Below are 22770 nucleotides of genomic sequence, written 5' to 3' on the forward strand. Positions count from 1 at the left end.
TTAGAAACCGGCGGCACTGCCGTTGCTGCGCGGATCGAACGCGCCTTCCAGCATGCCGTTGTTGTGTCTGACGATCGCACCTGCATGGCCGACCACTTCACTAAAATCGGGCAGCAGTTCAACCTCATGGCCGAGTGCGCGCAGCTGCTGCACCGTTTCCGGTGCGATGCGCGCTTCAAGCTTGAGCGAATCGGATGATTGTCCCCACGTGCGACCCAGCAGCCAGCGCGGCGCGCTCACCGCCTGTTGCAGCGGATGCCCCTGAATCACGTGACGGGTGAAAATCGCCGCCTGGGTTTGCGGTTGGCCGTCGCCGCCCATCGAGCCGTACACCATGGTGCGACCATCTTTGAGGCGCGCGGCGGCGGGATTCAGCGTGTGGAACGGCTGTTTGCCCGGCTGCAGCGCCAGCAAATGGTCGGGTTGCAGGCTGAAAGCGGCCCCCCGGTTTTGCCAGGTGATGCCGGTGCCAGGCAGTACCACGCCGCTGCCGAATTCGTGATAGACGCTCTGGATAAACGAAACGGCCAGCCCGCTACTGTCCATCACGCCCATCCACACGGTGTCGCCCGGTCCGCGCCCGGTGCCCCACGCAGCCGCTTGGTGATCGTCCACCTGCGCCGCCAGCGTGCTGAGATGTTCAGCATCCAGCAGGCTCTGTACATCAATGTCGATGTGGCGCGGATCGGTGATGTGCTTGTCGCGCAGCGCAAAGGCTTTTTTGGTGGCTTCGACGATGCGGTGCACGGTTTGTGCTTCATTGGCGTCAGCCATATTAAGCCGATCGGTAATGCCGAGGATCGCCAGCGACACCAAACCCTGCGTTGGTGGCGTCATGTTCCAGATATCGCCTTCACTGTGCGCCAGATGCAGCGGCGTGCAGCGGCGGGCTTGATGCGTCTGCAAATCTTCCAGCGTGATTGGCATCCCCAGCGCGCTCATTTCGCGCGCCAGATGGTGCGCCAGTTCACCGCGATAAAAACTCTCGAGTCCGTGATCGCACAGCATGCTCAGGGTGTTCGCCAGCGCCGGTTGGGTGAAGCGGCTGCCTGCAACCGGCACGCTGCCGTCCGGTAAAAAGGTGGCGGCAAAACCGGGTTGATGCTGCAACTCATGCTGTTTGGCGGCGGTAGCGGCGGCCTGCGAGGCGGTGACCGGAATGCCGTCGGCGGCATAGCGAATCGCATCGCGCAGCAAGCGGGTTAATGGCAGCGGCGTAGCGCCGAGTTCCTGCGCCAGCGTCAACGCTTCCTGCCAACCGCTCACGGTACCCGCAACGGTTAAGGCGGCTTTCGGTCCGCGATGCGGAATATGCGTTTCGCCGTGATAGAAATCGAGATGCGCCAGTGAACCGGCCGCGCCGCTGGCGTCAATGGCGATGGGATCGCCGTGTGGCGGCACCACCAGCCAGAAGCCGTCGCCACCTAAACCGTTCATATGCGGGTAAACCACGGCGATAGTGGCAGCGGCGGCCACCATCGCTTCCAGCGCATTGCCGCCTTCGCGCAGCACCGCTAAGGCGCTTTCGCTGGCGAGATGATGTGGCGTAACCGCCATGCCTAGCGGTGCCATGTTGCTCTGTATCATAGTGAACTCTTTCTCTGTTATGGCTTGTAGGGTGCATCTGAACAGTGGTCGCCATAAATGGCGACCCTACAACCGTGCGGTGCGGATTTGTGCGCACCTGGCAAATACTGCATAAATCTAAGCAAGAGCTGTTCCAGTTTTGGTCGGACATCAATCTGGATCGATTTATGCTAGCTTGTGGTGAAACGAAAGTTACAGGACCGATGATGAAACAACTTGATGAACGCCTTCGTAGTCACTATCCGCAACTGTCGCCGCAGGAGCAGCGCATTGCCGACTTCGTGTTTGACCATTTTGATGACCTGATCAGCTACAACAGCGCCGAGCTGGCGCGACTGAGCGGCGTGTCGAAGGCCACGGTTAGCCGTTTATTCAAGCGTCTCGGTTACGAGAAGTACAAGGACATGCGCGATGAGCTGCGCATCCTGCGCCAGAGCGGCATGCCGCTCACCGATAATCGCGATGCGGTGCAGGGCAACACCTTGCTATCGCGCCATTATAAGCAAGAGATGGCGAATCTGACGCAGTGGGTCAACAGCATCGATCCGCAGCAGTTTGGCGAGGTGATTAGCGTGCTGGGCGCGGCAAAGCGGGTGTTTATCATCGGTATGCGTAACGCCTATCCGGTGGCGCTGCACCTGCGTCAGCAGCTGATGCAGGCGCGTCCGCAGGTGCATGTGCTGCCGCAGCCGGGCCAGACGCTGGGCGAAGAGCTGGTGGATATCACGCCCGATGATATCGTGGTGGTGATGGCGTTTCGCCGCCGTCCACGCATCATTCGTCCGCTGATGCAGCAGCTGCAGCAGAGCAACATCCCGGTGCTGGCACTGTGTGAGCCGCAGGCGCAGGGCATTATCACGCTGGCGCGCTGGCAGCTTTGCGCACCGCTCGACAGCGTTTCCGCCTTTGATAGCTACGCCTCCGCCATGAGTTTGGTAAACCTGCTGGCGAATGCGTTGCTGCATGAAATGTTGTCGCAGGGCCGTCAGCGCATCCATCAAATTGCCGATCTTTATCAACATCTCGACGAGCTGGAACACCGATAACGGGCGCCATCATGGTGCAATGCACTGTTTTTGATCGTTAATTCCAACGGGCGCGATGCCCGTTTTTGCTGCCTGCAACGCGGTAAATCCACGTTTTTTTCCCTTTCTTCCCCCGGCACTGCGGTTGGCACATTAGTTGCAGAATGATTCACCAAGAATCTTTTGTTTCACGTAAACTCACCGGGGTGCATAATGAAAAAAGTATTATTAGCGGTAGCGGGCGCGGCATTGCTGATGGCGCAGGTCGGGAGTGCAATGGCCGATCAGCTGCAGGATATCCAGAAGCGTGGCGTGATCCGCGTGGCGGTTCCGCAGGATTTCCCGCCGTTCGGTTCCGTGGGTACTGACCTGCAACCGCAGGGCTACGATATCGACATGGCGAAGTATCTCGCCAAACAGATGAAACTGAAGTTGCAGTTGGTGCCGGTTTCCAGCGCCAACCGCGTGCCGTATCTACAGACCGATAAAGTCGATCTGGTGATCTCCAGCATGGGCAAAAACGCCGAGCGCGAGAAAGTGATCGATTTTACCCAAGCTTATGCGCCGTTCTTCCTTGGCGTATTTGGCCCGAAAGGTGAAACCTTGAAAGATGCGGCAGCGCTGAGTGGCAAATCCATCGGCGTCACGCGCGGTGCAGTTGAAGATATGGTGTTGAGCGATATCGCACCTAAAGACGCCCAGGTGAAGCGTTATGAAGATAACAACACCACGCTGTCGGCTTATCTGTCCGGACAAGTGCAATACGTTGCCACCGGTAACCTGGTTGTCGCCGCCATTGCACGTCAGAACGCCGCGAAAGCACCGGTTGCCCAGTTCATGCTGAAAGATTCACCGTGCTACATCGGCCTGAAAAAAGATGAGCCGGCGCTGAAAGAGAAAGTTAATGCGCTGATTGAGCAGGGCATCAAAGACGGCACGCTGAACAAGCTGTCGGAAGAGTGGCTGAAAGCGCCGCTGCCAGCCAACCTCGGCGCATAAAGCATGGCGCAGCTTAACTTTGCCGATCTCTGGCCGCACTGGCCAGAGTTGCTGGCCGGACTGTGGGTCACGATTCAGATCACCGTGCTCGCCACCGTGGGCGGCGTCAGCCTCGGGATTCTCGGCGCGGCGCTGCGCAGCGGTAAACCGAGCTGGGCGAGCCGCATCTGGGGCCTGTATGTCGAGCTGATCCGCAATACGCCGTTTGTGGTGCAGCTGTTTTTTATCGTCTTTGGTTTGCCCAATCTCGGTCTGAAACTGACGGCGGGCGAAGCGGCGCTGCTGGCGATGTTGATTAACCTGGGCGCGTACAGCACCGAAATTATTCGCGCCGGGATTCAGGTGACGCCGCGCGGCCAGTGGGAAGCGGGGCGTGTGCTGGGATTGACCCGCACGCAAACCTTTATCCGCGTGGTGCTGCCGCCGTCGCTGCAGCGCATTTATCCGGCGCTGGTCAGCCAATGCATCATTGTGATGCTCGGTTCATCGGTGGTGTCGCAGGTGTCGTACGAAGAGTTGACCTTCGCCGCCAACCTGATTCAGTCGCGCACCTTTTTGAGTTTTGAAGTCTATTTCGTGACCACGCTGATCTATCTGGCGTTGTCGATTGCCATGCGCCAACTGCTGCTGGCGCTGGGACGTAAATGGTTGGGAGCGCAGCCGGCATGATGACGCAATTTACCGACTGGGACATCCTGCGCAACCTGCTGCTGGCAGCGCGCTGGACAATTTTACTCTCGCTGGTGGCGTTTTTTGGCGGCACGCTGGTGACTTTACCGCTGCTGTTTATGCGCCTGCTGAAGCGTAAATGGCCGATGCGCTTTGTGCGCGCGTACACCGAGCTGTTTCAGGGCACGCCGCTGCTGATGCAGTTGTTCCTTGCTTTCTTCGGCGTCGGCTTGTTCGGCATCGATGTAGCGCCATGGACCGCCGCCTCGCTGGCCTTAACGCTCTACACCAGCGCGTTTTTGGTGGATATCTGGTACGGCAGCATTCGCGCCCTGCCAAAAGGGCAGTGGGAAGCGTCGCGCTGTCTCGGCCTGACCTTTGGTCAAACGCTGTTTCGCGTAGTGGCGCCGCAGGCGATTCGTATCGCTATCGCGCCAACGGTTGGGTTTGCCGTGCAGGTGATTAAAGGCACCGCGCTGGCTTCGATTATCGGTTTCGTCGAGCTGACCAAAGCCGGCACCATTTTGAATAACGTGACGTATGAGCCGTTCAAGGTGTTTGGCCTGGTGGCGCTCGGTTACTTCCTGATGTGTTATCCGCTGTCGCGTTACAGCCAGTACCTGGAGAAAAAATTCAATGCCGCTCATCACCATTAATCAGGTACAGAAGTACTACGGCGACAACCATGTATTGAAGGGTGTCGATCTCGATGTCGATCACGGCGAAGTGATCTCGATTATCGGCCGCAGCGGATCGGGCAAAAGTACCTTGCTGCGCTGCATGAACGGGCTTGAAGGCTATCAGGAAGGCAGCATCAAACTCGGCGGCATGACCATTACCGACCGCGAATCGCAGGCGCGTGAAATCAGCCGCTCGGTCGGCATGGTGTTCCAGAACTTCAACCTGTTCCCGCATATGACGGCGTTGGAAAACGTGATGTTGGCGCCGCGCCGCGTGCTGAAGAAAAGCGAAGCCGAATGCCGTGAACTGGCAACGCAGATGCTGGAGAAAGTCGGCCTCGGTGAGCGCATCAATTACTACCCGGCCAATCTGTCAGGCGGTCAGCAGCAGCGCGTGGCGATTGCCCGTGCGCTGGCGATGCAGCCCAAAGTTTTACTCTGTGACGAGATCACCTCCGCGCTCGATCCCGAGCTGGTCGGCGAAGTGCTGAAAGTGCTGGAGCAACTGGCCGCCGAAGGCATGACGCTGATTCTCGTCACCCATGAAATGAACTTCGCCCGCGACGTGGGCGATCGCGTGGTCTTTATGCATCAGGGGCGCGTCTGGGAGCAGGGCGACAGTAAAACGCTGTTCGCCAATCCGCAAACGGCGGAGCTGAAGCAATTTATCTCCACGGTCCGCCTCTAAGTTTTCTTTAAGGAATACAACATGGATATCAGCCAATTTTCGCAAATCAATCCGCCACAGCGTCTGCTGATGGGACCGGGCCCGATCAACGCCGATCCGCGCGTGCTGCGCGCCATGTCGAGCCAGCTGATTGGCCAGTACGATCCGGCGATGACGCACTACATGAACGAAGTGATGGCGCTGTACCGTGGCGTATTCCGCACTGAAAACCGCTGGACGATGCTGATCGACGGCACTTCACGCGCCGGTATCGAAGCGATCTTGCTGTCGGCGATCCGTCCGGGCGACAAAGTGCTGGTGCCGGTGTTTGGCCGTTTCGGTCATTTGCTGTGTGAAATCGCCCGCCGCTGCCGTGCGGAAGTGCACACCATTGAAGTGCCGTGGGGCGAAGTGTTTACGCCGGATCAGATCGAAGACGCGATCAAAAAAGTGCAGCCGCGCCTGCTGCTGACGGTGCAAGGCGATACCTCGACCACCATGCTGCAACCGCTGGAAGAGTTAGGCGCGATCTGCCAGAAATATGGCGTGCTGTTCTACACCGATGCCACCGCATCGCTCGGCGGCAATGCGCTGGAAACCGATACGTGGGGCCTGGATGCGGTATCGGCTGGCATGCAGAAGTGCCTCGGCGGACCGTCCGGCACCTCGCCAATCACGTTGAGCCCGCAGATGGAAGCAGTAATCCGCAAACGTAAATGCGTGGAAGAGGGCATCCGCACCGCCGATCATCAGGATGGTGACGACGAGATGATCTACTCCAACTATTTCGATCTCGGCATGATCATGGATTACTGGGGCCCGGAACGCCTTAATCACCACACTGAAGCCACTACCGCGCTCTTTGGCGCGCGTGAATGTGCGCGTCTGATGATGCAGGAAGGATTAGATAACGGCATCGCGCGCCATAAGCTGCATGGCGATGCGCTGCTGAAAGGCATTCAGGGCATGGGCCTCGAAACCTTCGGCGATCTGCGACATAAAATGAATAACGTGCTCGGCGTGGTGATCCCGCAGGGCGTGAATGGCGATCAGGTGCGCAAACTGGTGCTGGAAGATTTCGGCATCGAGATCGGTACTTCGTTTGGTCCGCTGCACGGCAAAGTGTGGCGCATCGGCACCATGGGTTACAACGCGCGTAAAGATTGCGTGATGATGACCTTAAGCGCACTGGAAGCGGTGCTGAATCATGTTGGCTTCCGCACCACGCAAGGCGCAGCAATGCAGGCGGCGTGGGATCTTTACGGGAGCCGCGCATGAATAAAAGCCTGATGACCGCCAGCGAGGCGCAGATCGCCGCCGCTCGCGTCATGGCGCGCTGTGATGCGCTGGCTGAGATCAGCGAAAGCGAAGATGGCCTGACGCGCGTTTATCTGTCGCCGGAACAGCTGCGCGCCAACGCGCGCGTCGGCGATTGGATGCAGGCCGCGGGCATGACGACGTGGCAGGATGCGGTGGGCAACATTTGCGGTCGCTACGAAGCGGCGCAGCCGGGCGCGCAGGCGCTGCTGCTCGGTTCGCATCTGGATACGGTGCGCAACGCCGGTCGCTACGACGGCATGCTCGGCGTGTTAAGTGCCATCGAAACCGTGCAGTGGCTGCACGATCGGCAGCAGCGTTTGCCGCTGGCGATTGAGATTGTCGGCTTCGGCGACGAAGAGGGCACGCGCTTCGGCATTACGCTGCTCGGCAGCCGTGGCATTACCGGCAGCTGGCCGGAAAGTTGGGTGACGCATCCTGATGGCAATGGCATTACCGTGGCAGAAGCGATGCAGGACGTCGGTTTCGATGCGGCGAAAATTTTCGATGCGGCGCGTGATGTCAATGAGATCGCCGCCTATCTGGAACTGCATATCGAGCAAGGTCCGTGCCTTGAGCAGGAAGATTTGGCGCTTGGCGTGGTGACGGCAATCAACGGCGCGCGTCGTCTCAATTGCAGTTTTATCGGTGAAGCCGGCCATGCGGGCACCGTGCCGATGACGCATCGCAAAGATGCGCTGGCCGCTGCCGCCGAATGGATGGTGTTTATTGAACACACCACGCAGGAGCATGATCCGCAGCTGGTGGCGACCGTCGGCACGCTGAGCTGCTTGCCGGGCGCGGTCAACGTGATCCCCGGCGAAGTGCAGCTGTCGCTCGACGTGCGTGGTCCGCAGGATGAGCCGCTGGAGCGTTTGCTCTCCACGCTGCTCACTCAGGCGCAGGCGATTGCGCTGCGTCGCGGCTTAACCTTCAGCTCTAACGCGTATTACCAGATTGCCGCCACTGCCTGTGATGCGCGCTTGCAGGAGGCGCTGAGCCACGCGGTTGAAACCGTGCAAGGGCGCAGCCTGTCGCTGCCAAGCGGCGCGGGACACGATGCGATTGCTATCGCTGAGCGCTGGCCGGTTGGCATGCTGTTTGTGCGCAACCATCGCGGCATCAGCCATCATCCGGCGGAATCGGTACAATCGGATGATGTGGCGCTGGGCGTGCAGGCGTATCTACAAGCGGTTTGCGATATTGCCCGCGCTAAGGAATAAAGATGGATTTGGTCAGTTTTAATCAGTTGTTACCCGAAGCCGCACAGTCGGCGATCGCCCACTGCGTAGCGATTCCCGGCTGGCAACAGGCGCTGGTGGCGGCACGGCCTTATGCCGACGTTGCGGCATTACAGGCAGAAGCCGATCGTTTGGCGCAGCGGTGGCAAGCCGCTGATCTTGAGCAGGCGCTGAGTGCCCATCCGCGCATTGGTGACAAAGTGGCGGGCGCGGACAAAGAGGCCACGCTGTCGCGCAGTGAGCAGTCGGCGATGCAGCAGGCGGACGGCGCGCTGCAGCTGGCGATGCTGGCGGGCAATCAAACCTATGAGCAGCGGTTTGGCCGGGTGTTTCTGATTCGCGCCAAAGGGCGCAGCGGCGAAGAGATGCTGGCAGAATTGCAGCGTCGGCTTAACAACGATGCAGCGAGTGAACAGCGTGAAGCGCTGGCGCAGCTGCGCGAAATTACCCTGTTGCGGCTAAAGGAGAGCATCACATGAGCACCATTACGACGCATATTCTCGATACCGCGCTGGGCAAACCGGCGATTGGCGTGGCGGTTTCGCTCGAGCAAAATAGCCCGGAAGGCTGGCTGCCGCTGGTGGAAGGGAAAACCGACAGCGACGGACGCATCAAAGATCTGACGCCCGAACCGCTGGCACCGGGCCATTATCGTTTGACGGCAGAGATCGGCGACTACTTTGCCGCCGAAGGGCGCGATGCGCTTTATGTAAGCGCGCAGATCGATTTCGTGATTGGTGCCACAGGCAGCCATTATCATCTGCCGTTTCTCATCTCGCCGTGGTCATGGTCAACCTATCGCGGCAGCTGATCCGCGTTTAATCACGGCCGGTGCGCATAAATGCGCACCCTACAAAACCGAAACCGGCCTATTGCCGCATAAATTCCCATATCTGTCCCTTGTAGGGTCGCCATTCATGGCGACCTGGTCCACACCCATTTTGCGAAGCGCATCACGCGCTGCGCTTGAAAGCCAGTAACTATCAAAACCTTCGGTTCATCCAAATATATTCCTGGCGAAAGTGCAGCTAATCTTAGTCGCATATTAGAAAGCAATGTGAAGCCAATGGAGCCGATAAACATGAGCACGCACGACAATAACGATAATGCAGCAGCCGCAGGCAAGTGCCCCTTTCATCACGGGGCGTCTGAAGAGAAAAGTGTTCTGGCGCGTGGCGCTGGTGGCGGGACATCCAACCGCGACTGGTGGCCCAATATGTTACGCGTCGACCTGTTAAACCAGCACTCCAACCGTTCCAACCCGCTTAGTGACAACTTCAACTACCGCGACGAATTCAGCAAGCTGGATTACTCCGCATTAAAAGCCGATATCCGCGCACTTCTCACCGATTCGCAATCCTGGTGGCCAGCCGACTGGGGCAGCTATATTGGGCTGTTCATTCGCATGGCGTGGCACAGCGCGGGTACCTATCGCACCATCGATGGTCGCGGCGGTTCTGGTCGTGGTCAGCAGCGTTTCGCTCCGCTGAACTCGTGGCCGGATAACGTCAGCCTTGATAAAGCGCGTCGCCTGCTGTGGCCGGTGAAGCAGAAATACGGTCAGAAAATTTCCTGGGCCGATCTCTACATTCTGGCGGGCAACGTCTCGCTGGAAAACGCGGGCTTCCGCACCTTCGGCTTTGGTGCCGGTCGTGAAGACGTGTGGGAACCGGATATGGATGTGGATTGGGGCCACGAAACCGAATGGCTGGCGCATCGCCATCCAGAAGCGCTTGCCAATGCACCGTTGGGCGCCACCGAAATGGGTCTGATTTACGTTAACCCGGAAGGTCCGGAAGCCAGCGGCGATCCTAAATCAGCTGCTCCAGCGATTCGTGCTACCTTCGGCAACATGGGCATGAACGACGAAGAGATCGTGGCGCTGATTGCTGGTGGCCATACCTTGGGTAAAACTCACGGCGCGGCAGATGCCAGCCACGTTGGCGTTGATCCTGAAGAGTCACCGATTGAAGCGCAGGGCCTCGGCTGGACCAGCAGCTACGGCAGCGGCGTAGGTAAAGATGCCATCACTTCGGGTCTGGAAGTGGTGTGGACGCAAACCCCAACGCAGTGGAGCAACTACTTCTTTGAGAACCTGTTCAAATACGAATGGGTACAGACGCACAGCCCAGCGGGCGCAATCCAGTTCGAAGCGGTTGATGCCGAAGCGATTATCCCGGATCCGTTTGATCCGGAGAAAAAACGTAAACCGACCATGCTGGTAACCGATCTGACGCTGCGTTTTGACGAAGAGTTTGGCAAGATTTCGCGCCGCTTCCTCAACGATCCGCAGGCGTTCAATGAAGCCTTTGCCCGCGCGTGGTTCAAACTGACGCACCGCGATATGGGACCAAAAGCGCGTTACATTGGTCCGGAAGTGCCGAAGGAAGATTTGCTGTGGCAGGATCCGTTACCGCAGGCGATTCATCAGCCAACGCCCGCTGATATCAGCGAGATTAAAGCGCGCATTGCTGCTTCAGGTTTGAGCGTCAGCCAGCTGGTTTCAGTGGCCTGGGCTTCAGCATCGACCTTCCGTGGCGGTGACAAACGTGGCGGCGCCAACGGTGCACGTCTGGCGTTAGCGCCGCAGAAAGATTGGGCGGTGAATGCCAGTGTAATCAATGATGTGCTGCCAACATTGCAGAAGATTCAGCAGGAATCCGGCAAAGCGTCGCTGGCCGATGTGATTGTGCTGGCAGGTAGCGTGGGTATCGAACTGGCCGCTTCAGCCGCTGGCGTGGCAACGCAAGTGCCATTTACGCCGGGCCGTGTTGATGCGCGCCAGGATCAAACCGACGTTGAGTCGTTCAACTTCCTGCAGCCGCTGGCCGATGGTTTCCGCAACTATCGTCGCAGCCCGAAAGGTTCTTCAACCGAAACGCTGCTGTTAGACAAAGCACAGCAGCTGACGCTGAGCGCGCCAGAATTGACGGTGCTGATTGGTGGGCTGCGCGTATTGGGCACCAACTTCGACGGCGGCCAGCACGGCGTGTTCACCGATCGCGTTGGCGTGCTGAGCAATGACTTCTTCGTCAATCTGCTCGACATGCGTACCGCGTGGAAAGCCACCGACGAGAGCGAAGAGCTGTTTGAAGGTCGCGATCGTCTGAACGGTGAAGTTAAGTTCAGCGCCACACGTGCCGACTTAGTGTTTGGATCGAACGCTATTCTGCGCGCACTGGCTGAGGTATATGCCAGCAGCGATGCGAAGCAGAAGTTCGTGACCGACTTTGTGGCTGCGTGGACCAAAGTGATGAATCTGGATCGCTTCGAGCTGTAATCACCAGCAGAAGCTATTCAACTTCAAAGCAAAGCAGCCGAAAGTGGCTGCCTTATTTTTTGCTGTTTTTTCACTTAATGTCGAGATTATTAAAATTTTACGCTGAAAAAACAGCGTAATAATGCTGCCTGATCGGGCGAAAATCGTAAGACCTGACTCAAACCGGTTCTTAAAGGATTCGAACACTAAAATACGCTCACTCCTGTGACGCTCTTAAGTAGGTGCGCAAAAGGCCCACAACGGAGCAACAACAGTAGGATAAATAATTATGAAAATATCGATGTATACCAATGCTATAAGCATGACTTCAACCCGATCGCTGGGCAAAGCCACTGATGCGCTGAGCGTTGCCATGCAGCGTTTGGGAACCGGCAAACGTATTAACAGTGCGGCTGATGATGCGGCAGGTCTGCAAATCGCCACCCGCTTGCAGTCACAATCCAATGGCATGACCGTGGCGAAGCACAATATCGCACGTTCGAGTGCGATGATGTCGCTGGGTGAAGGCGCGCTGGAAGAGGTGACCAACGTGCTGCAGCGCATGAAGGAGCTCTCTACTCAGGCAGCCGATGACAGTTTCAGCGCTGAAGATCGCAGTGCGATGCAGTCAGAGTACGACGCGTTGTTCAGCGAAATGGATAGCATTATGCGTAATACTCGTTACGGATCTGAGCCGTTATTGCAGAGCGTGATCCCACCGGAAGTAAAAGGCAAGTTCACTTCTACCGTGCAATTCCAGATTGGTAGCTCAAGTGATGAAGTGCTGAAAGTAAACCTGGATAGCAAGTTGCAGGGTTCTGTGGATGCGATGTTAAACCTAGTGACCGTTCCGGGTAACCCAGGTGCGCTGGAAGATGCGACAACGGCGAACGACAACATTGATCTTGTCAGTGAAGCGTTGGAAAAAGTGCAGTCAGTACGCAGTGAATTCGGTTCTAACATCAACCGTTTGCAGTACACCGACGCTAACCTGAGCAATATGCGCGACAATACCGATATTAACATCGGTACCATCGTCGATGCAGATTACGCCATGGAAGTGACGAAAATGACACGCATGAACATGCTGATGCAAAGCAGCCAGGCAATGTTAAATCAAGGCAATGGCATCGCGAAAATGGCGTTGAATTTGCTGGGATAGTGCATTGAAACGCAGGGAACATCTCCCTGCGTTGTTTTATAAGGTAAAGTTATCTGCGTCACGCCATGCCGGAAAACGTTCACGGTAGACTTGCAACTCTTCGAGTGACAACTCCGCATCCAAACGCGCGCGCGCAAACGGCTCGCCAGCCGCCAGAATCTCACCCTGTGGCGAAATAATCCGGCTGTCGCCACTGTATTGATGTTGATTGCCATCGCTGCCGACACGGTTGCAACCCGCGACGTAAGCCTGATTTTCAATCGCTCGCGCCAACAGCAGCGACTGCCAGTGCAGCGCACGCGGAGCTGGCCAGTTAGCGACATACAGCGCCAAATCATAATCATTGTGATTGCGGGAAAACACCGGGAAGCGCAGGTCGTAGCAAATTTGCGGCAGAATACGCCAGCCGCGCCACTCAAACACTTCGCGCGTTTCGCCCGCCACATAATGCTGATGCTCATTGGCCATGCGGAACAAATGACGTTTGTCGTACTGATGCAGCGTGCCGTTCGGTTCGACCAGCAAGAAGCGGTTCACCGCGCCTTTTTCCGTCTGGATCGCCGCACTGCCGCCGACTAGCGCGTTGCTGGTTTGCGCGTGCGCGTGCAGCCAGGCGACGACTTCATCCTGAGGCAGCGAACTTTCGGCGGCCTCCATGGCAAAACCGGTGGTGAACATCTCCGGCAGCAGAATGATGTCGCGGCCTTCAATGCCTTTCAGCACGCCATCGAAGTGACGCAGGTTGGCTGCGCCATCCATCCAGCTCAGGGTTTCCTGCAGAACGGTAATTTTTAAAGCTGACATAAGCGCTCCGCAGCGGCGTCGAGCGTCGCCTCTTGTTTGGCAAAGCACAGGCGAATCAGCTTGTGCGGGAAGGGTTCAGCGCAGAATACCGACAGCGGAATGGCCGCCACGCCGACTTCTTTGGTCAGCATCTGGCAGAAACTCACGTCATCCAGATCGGAGATCGCGCTGTAATCGACCAGCAGGAAGTAAGTGCCTTCACACGGCAGCACCTTGAATCGGCTGGCGGAGAGCTTCTGAATAAAGCGATCGCGGCGCGCCCGGTAGAACTCTGGCAGTTCACGATAGTGCTCAGGCTCCTGATGCAGCATATCGGCAATCGCCAGTTGCGCCGGTGTGTTCACCGAGAAAGTCAGATACTGATGCACTTTGCGGATTTCAGCGCTGATCGCTGCCGGGGCAATGCAGTAACCCACTTTCCAGCCGGTCATGTGGAAGGTCTTGCCAAATGACGATACCGCAATCGAACGCTGACGCAGTTCAGCATGCGCCAACACGCTGGCGTGGCCCGCTTCGGCGAAACAGATGTGCTCATACACTTCGTCGCTCAGCACATAGATTTCCTGCTCTGCAATTGCCTGCCACAGCTCGACGTAATCGCTTTTGTGCCACACGGTAGCGGAAGGATTGTGTGGCGTGTTCAGAATCACTAAGCGGGTTTTGCTGCTCAGCAGGCTACGGAATTCGTGCCAGTCAACGCGGAAACCCGGCGGCTGCAGGGCGATGCGTTTTAACACGCCGCCCGCCAGCTGCACGGCAGGCGCGTAGCTGTCGTAGCTTGGGTCGAAGCAGATCACTTCGTCACCGGCACGCACCAATGCGGTAATCGCGGCGTAGAGCGCTTCGGTGGCGCCTGCGGTGATGGTAATGTCGCTGTTAACGTCAGGCGTGTGGCCGTAAAGCGCAGCGGTTTTCTCAACAATCGCTTCACGCAGTGGCAATGTTCCTATCATTGGAGCGTATTGATTGGCGCCCTGGCTGACGTGGAAGGCCAGACGTTGTTGCAGGTAGCGTGGGCCGTCGAAATCGGGGAAACCTTGCGAGAGATTGATGGCGTTGTGTTGCTGCGCTAGTGCGCTCATTTGCGTAAAAATGGTGGTACCGAGCGCCGGTAATTTGCTCTCGGGGATCAGGTTGTGCTGCGTCATTGTTTATGGCCTTAAGCGCGAATGTCGTTGCGGAGTCACCTTGTGTTGTCGTCACTATAAACAGGATAACAATTCAGGGCAATCCAGACGCTTAGAGGTCCAAATCAATATTGGTCGTTATTATTGAGTTTTGCAGATTAGCGATGAAAATTGCTGGTGATTCTGCAGGGTGCGCATAAATGCGCACCCTACGAAAAACGCGCCAATCCTTTGTAGGGTCGCCATTTATGGCGACCTGCGCATTACATGAGTTCCGTTTTCAATCCGGCCTGAATCAAAATTTCGACATCTGAGTTTTGATTGTGCCACACGTGATACTCGACGCCTGAAGAGGTAATCGTACCTTTTGCAACTACCCATTCGTTAGCATCAAAGTTCTCCAGCTGACGGGCCAAAATCGCGCTATCACCTTCGTTACCCTTCACCTGAATCTGCTTCTTATCATCATCAATGAACAGGGCATGCTGTCCCAAAGCCAACACATCTTCGGCACTGAGTGTTAGCTGATTATCACCGTCGCCACTGAGATCAATGGTGTTGAGGGCAGATAAGCTTTTTTGCAGTGCTGACAAATCAAGTGATTGATTGCTGCCGGTTATGTTCAGCGTGTTAATCGCCAGCGGAGCATTATCATCCAACGTTACGCCATGGATGCCGCTTCCATCCCATTCGGCATTTACAGCAATGTCGTTGACGGAGAAAGTCGACTTAGTATCAATAATGATGGTGAATTGGGGCGACCACGCGCTGGTATTACCGGCGCGATCGGTGTACTGAATGCGGAAGTCCCAGGCTTCATCATATAAAGGCGTCGCTGGTGTCCAGACCCAACTCCCATTAATTGTATCGGCCTGCACGGTCGCTGTTCCTAACCAGGCACCATTATCAATGCCATATTGAATGGTTACCGTGGCCCCTTTTTCAACATGGCCTTCAAGGGTTGGCGTACGATCTTTGGTTTTACCGTAATGACCCACGTAGCCACCCCAATTGTCACCATTGACAGCTACCCTTTCTATGGCCGGTGCGGTAGTGGATTTATCCAACACCACATTTTTAATCTGATCAGCGAGAACATTATTTTTGCTGTCAGCGACCTGAAGCCTGTATTGCCAGTTACCGGAGTGTGCCGCATTATCCCTGGCCGTCCATGTTGTCCCGGTGACGGTGGCCTTAGACCAGGAAACGCCGTTCCAGAAGTTCAGGGTTTCACCTGCGCCCAGTGCTTTACTAAGCGTGCCCGTTACGTTGCGTCCTGCGGTTCCATCATTGGTAATGAAGTCGGTTTGGTTGCTACCCGTATCCTTATCCATTTGCGAAAGCTTGATGGTAACGGGATTGGCATAGATAAATTCCCAGTCAGCAGACGAGGAACTCAGGAAGGTTCCCACTCCCATTTTCACATTGATTTTATGTAAGCCGACACTTAGGCCACCCGCATATTCCCATTCCCAATCACCTTTGGCGTCAGCTTTAACACTGTCGATACGAGTGACGCCGTCATAGATGTAAACCACACTTTTAGGGTGTGCTTTACCTGCAAATTCGGGACTCCAATCTGCGCTAGTGGCACCTGAAGGAAGTGCGACATTTTTGACATCATCGAATGCTTTCTCAATGGTCGGTGGCGCAACGATGGTTATGGGGTAATAAACCTCTGGAGATATTCCATGAATAGCAACAAATACATCACCAGGCGGGATGATCACAGTAGGCTTCCATTCCCAATGGCCATCACTGGACACGATTACAGTACCTTGGTCTAACGCTCTCGAGTTTTTATCCACGATATATACGTCGATTTTTTTGTTGGGCGTTGCGGTACCTTTGATCGTCGGCTGCTGGTCATCAGAATATCCGTTCTCTGGCACTTTATCGCTGCCACCCACGTAATCCCAAACTTCGAAGCTTGCTTTAATTTCGAGTGTCACAGTTTGCTTCACTGGCACTGAAACATTACCGGCCACATCGACAGTGCGCACCTGATATTCCCAGTTGCTCGTGTGCGCTTTATCATCGGTGAACCGCCACGCTCCTGAGCCATATAGAGTGGCTTCCTTCCAGGTTTTTCCCCCATCAAGCGAGTATTCAACCCTATCACCTGGGCTGTGTGGCTTAGCGAGTGAACCGTGAACCAGGCGATTTTTACTGCCATCGCTGGTTATCCAGTCTCGAGCTCCCACGCCATCATCTTTCTCCATAAATTCAAATTTTGGATTGTTATCTGAAGGCGTGATGTCATAAATGACCTGGAACTCTTTCTCCGGCGAGAAATTCCCATCACCATCAACAACGCGCAATTTATAGATCCAGTCGGCTGTGTGCGCGGTTGCATCCTGTGCTTTCCAGTTCTTACCGGTGACAGTGGCATTAATCCACGCGCTGCCATTCCAGAACTGCAGCGTTTCACCAGCGACGAGTTTGCGGCTGATTTTGCCTACAACTTCACGGTTGGCTGAGCCATCATTAGTGATCAAATCGGTCTGGCTGATGCCGGTATCTTTCTCCATGCTCGTGAGCGTGAAGGTGATCGGCTGCATGCTGACGTACTCAAACTCCCACGGCGGGGAGAAGTCGCTCTGGAAGGCATCTTTCTCCATTTTCACCGTGATGCTGTGCTTGCCGACGCTCATACCTGTGGCATGTTCCCACTCCCAGACTCCATTGGTATCCGCGGTGACGCTGCTTATCAGCTTGCCGTTGTCGTAGATATAAACCAGGCTGCCCGCTAGCGCTTTGCCATACAAACGTGGCGCGCTGTCATCGGTGGTTGCGCCGTTAGTCAGCCATTCTGAGGTTTGCCCTGCGTCATCAAAGGCTTTTTCAATGGTAGGTCCTTCAACGAGATTGAAAGTGTAAATGGCTGACTCAGCACCTGTTTTCTGGCTAATGACATAGACTTCCGTTTTGCCCAGCGGCCATGCCGTGGGTGATGTCCATTCCCAGTTACCTTTGCTGTCCACTACAGGATAGGGCTTGGAAAATATATGCCCGGTTCCCGTTCCACTTTTATCCAGCAGGAATATAAAAATCTTATCCCCCGGTGTACCCGTACCTTTGAGCCTTGGGGTTAGATCATCCGAATAACCATTCTGCAGCACGACATTACTGCCACCTACGTCATCCCAAACTTCAGTGATAGCTGGAGCTGCGTCGCCGAGTACCACGCTTTGTTTAACCGGCGTGGTGGTATTCCCCGCGATATCGGTAATGCGCACCTGATATTCCCAGTTGGTGGTATGCGCGTTGTTATCGGTAAAGCTCCAGAAGAGATTGTTAACCGTCATCGGGTGCCAGGTCTTACCGCCATCGAGCGAGTACTCGGCGATATCACCGGTATCGAGTTTTTTGTCAAAGATGCCTGATACGCTGCGTCCGGCGCTGCCATCGGAGGTCTGCCAGTCGCCAGTTGTGCCATCGTCTTTACTCATCTCAACGAAGAACGCCTGAACAGCTGAAGGCGTGGTGTCCAGAACCACCTGGAAATCCTGCTCCGGAGACACGTCACCGAGGCTGTTGACCACGCGCAGTTTGTATTCCCAGTCGGCGCTGTGCGCTGTGGCGTCCTGCGCTTTCCAGTTCATGCCGGTAACGGAGGCGTTGACCCAGGCGCTGCCGTTCCAGAACTGCAGCGTTTCCGTAGCGGAGAGTGCGCGGCTGAGCGTGCCGGTGACTTCGCGGTTGGCTGAACCATCTTTGGTAATGAAGTCGGTCTGGCTGCTGCCGGTGTCCTTCTGCATGCTGGTAAGGGTAAAGCTGACCGGCTGCATGCTGACGTATTCAAACTCCCACGGCTGTGAGAAGTCGCTCTGGAACGCGCCTTTCTCCATTTTCACCGTGATGCTGTGCCTGCCGACGCTCATGCCGGTGGCGTGTTCCCACTCCCAGGCACCGCTGGCGTCTGCGGTGACGCTGGCAATCAGTGAACCGTTGTCATAGATATAAACCAGGCTGTCGGGCAGCGCTTTACCGTACAGGCGCGGGGTGCTGTCATCGGTGGCATCGCCGTTAGCCAGCCAGTCTTTGTTCTGACCAGCATCATCGTAGGCTTTTTCGATGGTCGGCGGTTTAACCAGCGTGATGTCATACAGATCGGAATAGAGGCCTGACGGTGAGATTGCCGCATAGCGTACAGTTTCACTCGTCACCGGTGTGGGCTGCGTCCAGGTCCAGGTGCCGTCTGCTTTCACATCGACAGTGCCCACTTTAATCAGCTTGTCACTGCCATATTTTGCCCAGATTTCAAGCTGCGAATTCGGGTGACCGGTGCCGACCAGGCGTGGCGTAAAGTCATCGGTGTAACCTTCATGTGGCACCACGCGGCTGTTGCCGACATCGTCCCAGATCTCAGTGATGACGGGCGCAATTTCAGTCAGGGTGACCGCCTGCTTAACCGGCACGGTTACGTTGCCGGCAATATCGGTGATGCGCACCTGATATTCCCAGTTTTCGGTATGTGCTCTGCCGTCGGTGAAGCTCCAGCTTTTGTCAGCGGCAACGCTGAGTGCCAGCCAGGTTTTACCACCATCGAGTGAGTATTCAATGATGTCATCTGCACTGAGTGCTTTGCTCAGCGTGCCGTGCACGGTGCGCCCGGCGCTACCGTCGGTGGTTTCCCAGTCACGTGTGTCGCTGCCGTCATCTTTGGTCATATGATCGAAGGTGACCTGCACGTCAGATGGCGTGGTGTCTAATACCACCTGAAAATCCTGCTCTGGCGATACGTCACCGAGGCTGTTAACTACGCGCAGTTTGTATTCCCAGTCGGCGCTGTGCGCTGTGGCGTCCTGCGCTTTCCAGCTCATGCCGGTAACGGAGGCGTTGACCCAGGCGCTGCCGTTCCAGAACTGCAACGTTTCTGACGCGGAGAGTGCGCGGCTGATCGTGCCGCTGACTTCGCGGTTGGCTGAACCATCTTTGGTAATGAAGTCGGTCTGGCTGCTGCCGGTGTCCTTCTGCATGCTGGTAAGGGTAAAGCTGACCGGCTGCATGCTGACGTATTCAAATTCCCACGGCTGCGAGAAGTCGCTCTGGAACGCGCCTTTCTCCATTTTCACCGTGATGCTGTGCCTGCCGACGCTCATGCCGGTGGCGTGTTCCCACTCCCAGGCACCGCTGGCGTCTGTGGTAACGCTGTCAATCAATGAACCGTTGTCGTAGATATAAACCAGGCTGTCGGGCAGCGCTTTACCGTACAGGCGCGGCGTGCTGTCATCGGTGGCATCGCCGTTAGCCAGCCAGTCGGTATTCTGCCCGGCATTATCAAAGGCTTTATCAACGGTTGGGCCACTGACCAGAGTGATAGTGACCGGTGCAGAAATTAAAATTGGGTCCAGGCTGACGAGGTCAAAAGAGACTTCCCCCAATGGTAACGGTGTTACAGGCGTAAATTCCCACGTCCCGTCGGCATTAACAATAACCGAACCAATGCTGTCTATCGGACTGCCATTATAGACAGCATAAACATGTAACAGCTGGCCCGGATGAGCAATGCCTTTTAATGTTGGCGTAAGGTCATCGGAATAACCGTTATCTGGCACTAAATCGTTACCACCGACGTTATCCCATACCTCGGTTATTGTCGGGACAATATATTCTAACGTCACCGCCTGTTTCGCCGGAGTAGTCACGTTGCCCGCAATATCGATGATGCGCACCTGATATTCCCAGTCACCAGTGTGCACACTGCCGTCGTTAAAGCTCCAGCTGTTGTCAGCGGCGACGCTGAGTGTCAGCCAGGTTTTACCACCGTCGAGTGAGTACTCTGCGATGTCTCCCGCGCTCAGCGCTTTGTTTAACGTGCCGTGTACAGTACGCCCGGCGCTGCCGTCGGTGGTTTTCCAGTCTCGAGTGTCTCTGCCGTCATCTTTGGTCATATGATCGAAGGTGACCTGCACGTCAGATGGCGTGGTGTCGAATACCACCTGGAAATCCTGCTCTGGCGATACGTCACCGAGGCTGTTGACCACACGCAGTTTGTATTCCCAGTCGGCGCTGTGCGCTGTGGCGTCCTGCGCTTTCCAGCTCATGCCGGTAACGGAGGCGTTGACCCAGGCGCTACCGTTCCAGAACTGCAACGTTTCTGACGCGGAGAGTGCGCGGCTGAGCGTGCCGCTGACTTCGCGGTTGGCTGAGCCATCGTTGGTGATGAAGTCGGTCTGGCTGCTGCCGGTGTCCTTCTGCATGCTGGTAAGGGTAAAGCTGACCGGCTGCATGCTGACGTATTCAAACTCCCACGGCTGCGAGAAGTCGCTCTGGAACGCGCCTTTCTCCATTTTCACCGTGATGCTGTGCCTGCCAACGCTCATGCCGGTGGCGTGTTCCCACTCCCAGGCACCGCTGGCGTCTGTGGTAACGCTGTCAATCAGTGAACCGTTGTCATAGATATAAACCAGGCTGTCGGGCAGCGCTTTACCGTACAGGCGCGGGGTGCTGTCATCGGTGGCATCGCCGTTAGCCAGCCAGTCGGTATTCTGCCCGGCATTATCAAAGGCTTTATCGACGGTTGGGGCAGATACCAGGTTGAGCGTAACGGGATCCGAAGCCAGTCCTGTCTTTGTCACCATATCAAAGGTAATTTCACCCAGCTGTAGTGCTGTTGATGGCGTCCACTCCCATGTGCCGTCTGCTTTGACGAGCACCGATCCTATTTTTTTGCTGTTGCTTTCGTTGCTGTAAAAGGCATAAACATCGAGCGTGGCTCCGGGCTGTCCGGTGCCTTTCAACGTTGGCATGAGATCGTCGGAATAACCGTTATTAGCGACCAGATCGTTACCGCCGTGGTTGTCCCACATTTCAGTAATGACGGGCATAATTTCAGCCAGCGTCACCGTCTGTGTGATCGGCACGGTAACGTTGCCGGCTATATCGGTAATGCGGACCTGATATTCCCAGTCGCTGGTGTAAGCGGCGTTATCGTTAAAGCTCCAGCTGTTGTCGGCAGCTACGCTGAGCGCCAGCCAGGTTTTACCGCCGTCGAGTGAGTATTCAATGATGTCGCCAGCGCTCAGCGCTTTGTTCAGAGAGCCATATACCGTGCGTCCGGCGCTGCCGTCGGTGGTTTCCCAGTCACGCGCATCGGTACCATCGTCCTTATCCATATGCCCGAAGGTAACCAGCACGTCGGATGGCGTAGTATCCAGCACCACCTGATGGCTCTGCTCCGGCGTGGCATTGCCTGCCGCATCAACGACACGTAATTTGTACTCCCAGTCGGCGCTGTGCAGGGTGTCGTCCTGCGCCTGCCAGTTCATGCCGGTTACGGTGGCATCGACCCACTTACTGCCGTCCCAAAACTGCAGAGTTTCGGAGGAGGCGAGGGCGCGGCTCAGCGTACCTTCCACGCTACGTCCTTCAGATCCGTCTTTGGTGATGAAGTCGCTGCCGCTGCTGCCGGAGTCTTTGTCCATGCGGTCAAAGGTGAATCCAACCGGTATCAAACCTGCGGAGGTCCAGCTTACGTTATCAATGTGGAAGCCGTAGTCGCCGACACCCGGCTCATCGCCAGTGATGAGCTCTGCGCGGGCAATCAACATGCCGGCGGGGGCGGTGAAGCTGAGGGTCTTGATATCAAATTGTTTGGCGGTGACGGAGCCGGTGTAGAAAAGCTTTTCACTGCCAATCAGGTTGCCATCAGCATCGTAAAAGTTAATCACCGTACTGTGGTTATGCAGGGCAAAGTAATCAAAGCTGAATTCGGACATGCCCTGAGAGCCAAGGCTGAAGTTGATGGTGCTTTTTTCACCCACCAGCAGGGTTTTGGAGTTGTAACCGAACCAGTTGAACTCGGCGATTTCAAGGCGACTGTTGTGATTCTGGATGATCAAACCCGTCTCGGTTTCGAGCTGGGCGCCGATGGCTACCTTCTGTACGCGCTCTTCATCAAAGCTTTCCCCGATCGGCGAGGCAGAGGCCAGCAACGTAGCATCGGTTACCGGTGCGGCGGAAACGGCCGGATCAAGGAAATCGCTGGATGACTGAGGCAGTTCATCCTGCTCGGTACCGTAAGGGTTGTAACGATTCTTTTTGAAATCCATTTTCTTAACCATTGAATTGAGATAATGGCCGGTATCCTAAACAGGCAAAAAAAATACGCCGTACAGACATGTCTGTTATCCGAAGAATATATTTTTGCGCGGAAGACTTAAGAAATGGCGAAGAGGATAAAAGAGAGTACGCGCAGTGGAAGAGGTTCCTGCTGCGCGTAGTGGCG

The 22770-nt window shown here is 56.0% G+C and carries 15 protein-coding genes; 11 read left to right on the plus strand and 4 right to left on the minus strand.

Annotation, left to right across the window (positions count from 1 at the left end):
- Positions 1-1587, minus strand: a complete 1587-nt coding sequence (locus tag VIJ98_RS04050) for a gamma-glutamyltransferase family protein (RefSeq protein ID WP_323272379.1) — start codon at positions 1585-1587, stop codon at positions 1-3.
- A gap of 206 nt (positions 1588-1793) precedes the next feature.
- Between VIJ98_RS04050 and hpxU the strand changes: the two genes are divergently transcribed.
- The 11 genes from hpxU to VIJ98_RS04105 all read left to right on the plus strand — a co-directional run bounded on the left by hpxU (position 1794) and on the right by VIJ98_RS04105 (position 12606).
- The gene (gene hpxU / locus VIJ98_RS04055; protein ID WP_061717545.1) at positions 1794-2633 is read left to right on the plus strand and encodes a MurR/RpiR family transcriptional regulator HpxU; all 840 of its coding nucleotides are present in this window, start codon (positions 1794-1796) and stop codon (positions 2631-2633) included.
- A 192-nt stretch (positions 2634-2825) separates the two neighbouring features.
- Positions 2826-3611, plus strand: coding sequence for a transporter substrate-binding domain-containing protein (locus VIJ98_RS04060; RefSeq protein ID WP_008105226.1), 786 nt, complete (start codon positions 2826-2828; stop codon positions 3609-3611).
- Positions 3612-3614: 3 nt separating this feature from the next.
- Complete coding sequence (locus VIJ98_RS04065) at positions 3615-4280, plus strand: amino acid ABC transporter permease (protein WP_061717544.1); 666 nt, start codon at positions 3615-3617, stop codon at positions 4278-4280.
- Positions 4280-4936, plus strand: coding sequence for an amino acid ABC transporter permease (locus VIJ98_RS04070; protein WP_036648539.1), 657 nt, complete (start codon positions 4280-4282; stop codon positions 4934-4936). The genes VIJ98_RS04065 and VIJ98_RS04070 overlap by 1 nt, the downstream gene beginning before the upstream one ends.
- Positions 4917-5648, plus strand: a complete 732-nt coding sequence (locus VIJ98_RS04075; protein ID WP_007887180.1) for an amino acid ABC transporter ATP-binding protein — start codon at positions 4917-4919, stop codon at positions 5646-5648. Before VIJ98_RS04070 ends, VIJ98_RS04075 begins: the two co-directional genes overlap by 20 nt.
- 21 nt (positions 5649-5669) lie before the next feature.
- On the plus strand, positions 5670-6905 hold the full coding sequence (locus VIJ98_RS04080) for an alanine--glyoxylate aminotransferase family protein (RefSeq protein ID WP_154153816.1): 1236 nt from the start codon (positions 5670-5672) through the stop codon (positions 6903-6905).
- Positions 6902-8167: an allantoate amidohydrolase gene (gene hpxK, locus VIJ98_RS04085; RefSeq protein ID WP_323272384.1), complete on the plus strand. Its 1266-nt coding sequence runs from the start codon at positions 6902-6904 to the stop codon at positions 8165-8167. The genes VIJ98_RS04080 and hpxK overlap by 4 nt, the downstream gene beginning before the upstream one ends.
- Before the next feature lie 2 nt (positions 8168-8169).
- A complete protein-coding gene (uraD, locus tag VIJ98_RS04090) occupies positions 8170-8664 on the plus strand; it encodes a 2-oxo-4-hydroxy-4-carboxy-5-ureidoimidazoline decarboxylase (RefSeq protein WP_323272386.1) in 495 nt (164 codons plus the stop codon).
- A complete protein-coding gene (gene uraH, locus VIJ98_RS04095; protein WP_008105232.1) occupies positions 8661-8996 on the plus strand; it encodes a hydroxyisourate hydrolase in 336 nt (111 codons plus the stop codon). Before uraD ends, uraH begins: the two co-directional genes overlap by 4 nt.
- A 270-nt stretch (positions 8997-9266) precedes the next feature.
- Positions 9267-11465, plus strand: coding sequence for a catalase/peroxidase HPI (katG, locus tag VIJ98_RS04100; protein ID WP_323272388.1), 2199 nt, complete (start codon positions 9267-9269; stop codon positions 11463-11465).
- Between the two features lie 301 nt (positions 11466-11766).
- Positions 11767-12606 carry a flagellin gene (locus VIJ98_RS04105; protein ID WP_238541715.1) on the plus strand — a complete coding sequence of 280 codons (840 nt, stop codon included), beginning with the start codon at positions 11767-11769 and terminating at the stop codon, positions 12604-12606.
- A 36-nt stretch (positions 12607-12642) separates the two neighbouring features.
- Here VIJ98_RS04105 and VIJ98_RS04110 read toward each other — a convergent pair whose 3' ends face one another.
- From VIJ98_RS04110 to VIJ98_RS04120, 3 genes are all read right to left on the minus strand, one after another.
- The gene (locus VIJ98_RS04110; RefSeq protein WP_323272390.1) at positions 12643-13410 is read right to left on the minus strand and encodes an amidohydrolase; all 768 of its coding nucleotides are present in this window, start codon (positions 13408-13410) and stop codon (positions 12643-12645) included.
- Positions 13398-14558, minus strand: coding sequence for a pyridoxal phosphate-dependent aminotransferase (locus VIJ98_RS04115; protein ID WP_323272392.1), 1161 nt, complete (start codon positions 14556-14558; stop codon positions 13398-13400). Before VIJ98_RS04115 ends, VIJ98_RS04110 begins: the two co-directional genes overlap by 13 nt.
- Before the next feature lie 242 nt (positions 14559-14800).
- The gene (locus tag VIJ98_RS04120) at positions 14801-22594 is read right to left on the minus strand and encodes an Ig-like domain-containing protein (RefSeq protein WP_323272394.1); all 7794 of its coding nucleotides are present in this window, start codon (positions 22592-22594) and stop codon (positions 14801-14803) included.
- Positions 22595-22770: the final 176 nt, after the last annotated feature.

The organism is Pantoea sp. S18 (assembly GCF_045689705.1).
Taxonomy (GTDB): Bacteria; Pseudomonadota; Gammaproteobacteria; order Enterobacterales; family Enterobacteriaceae; genus Pantoea; species Pantoea symbiotica.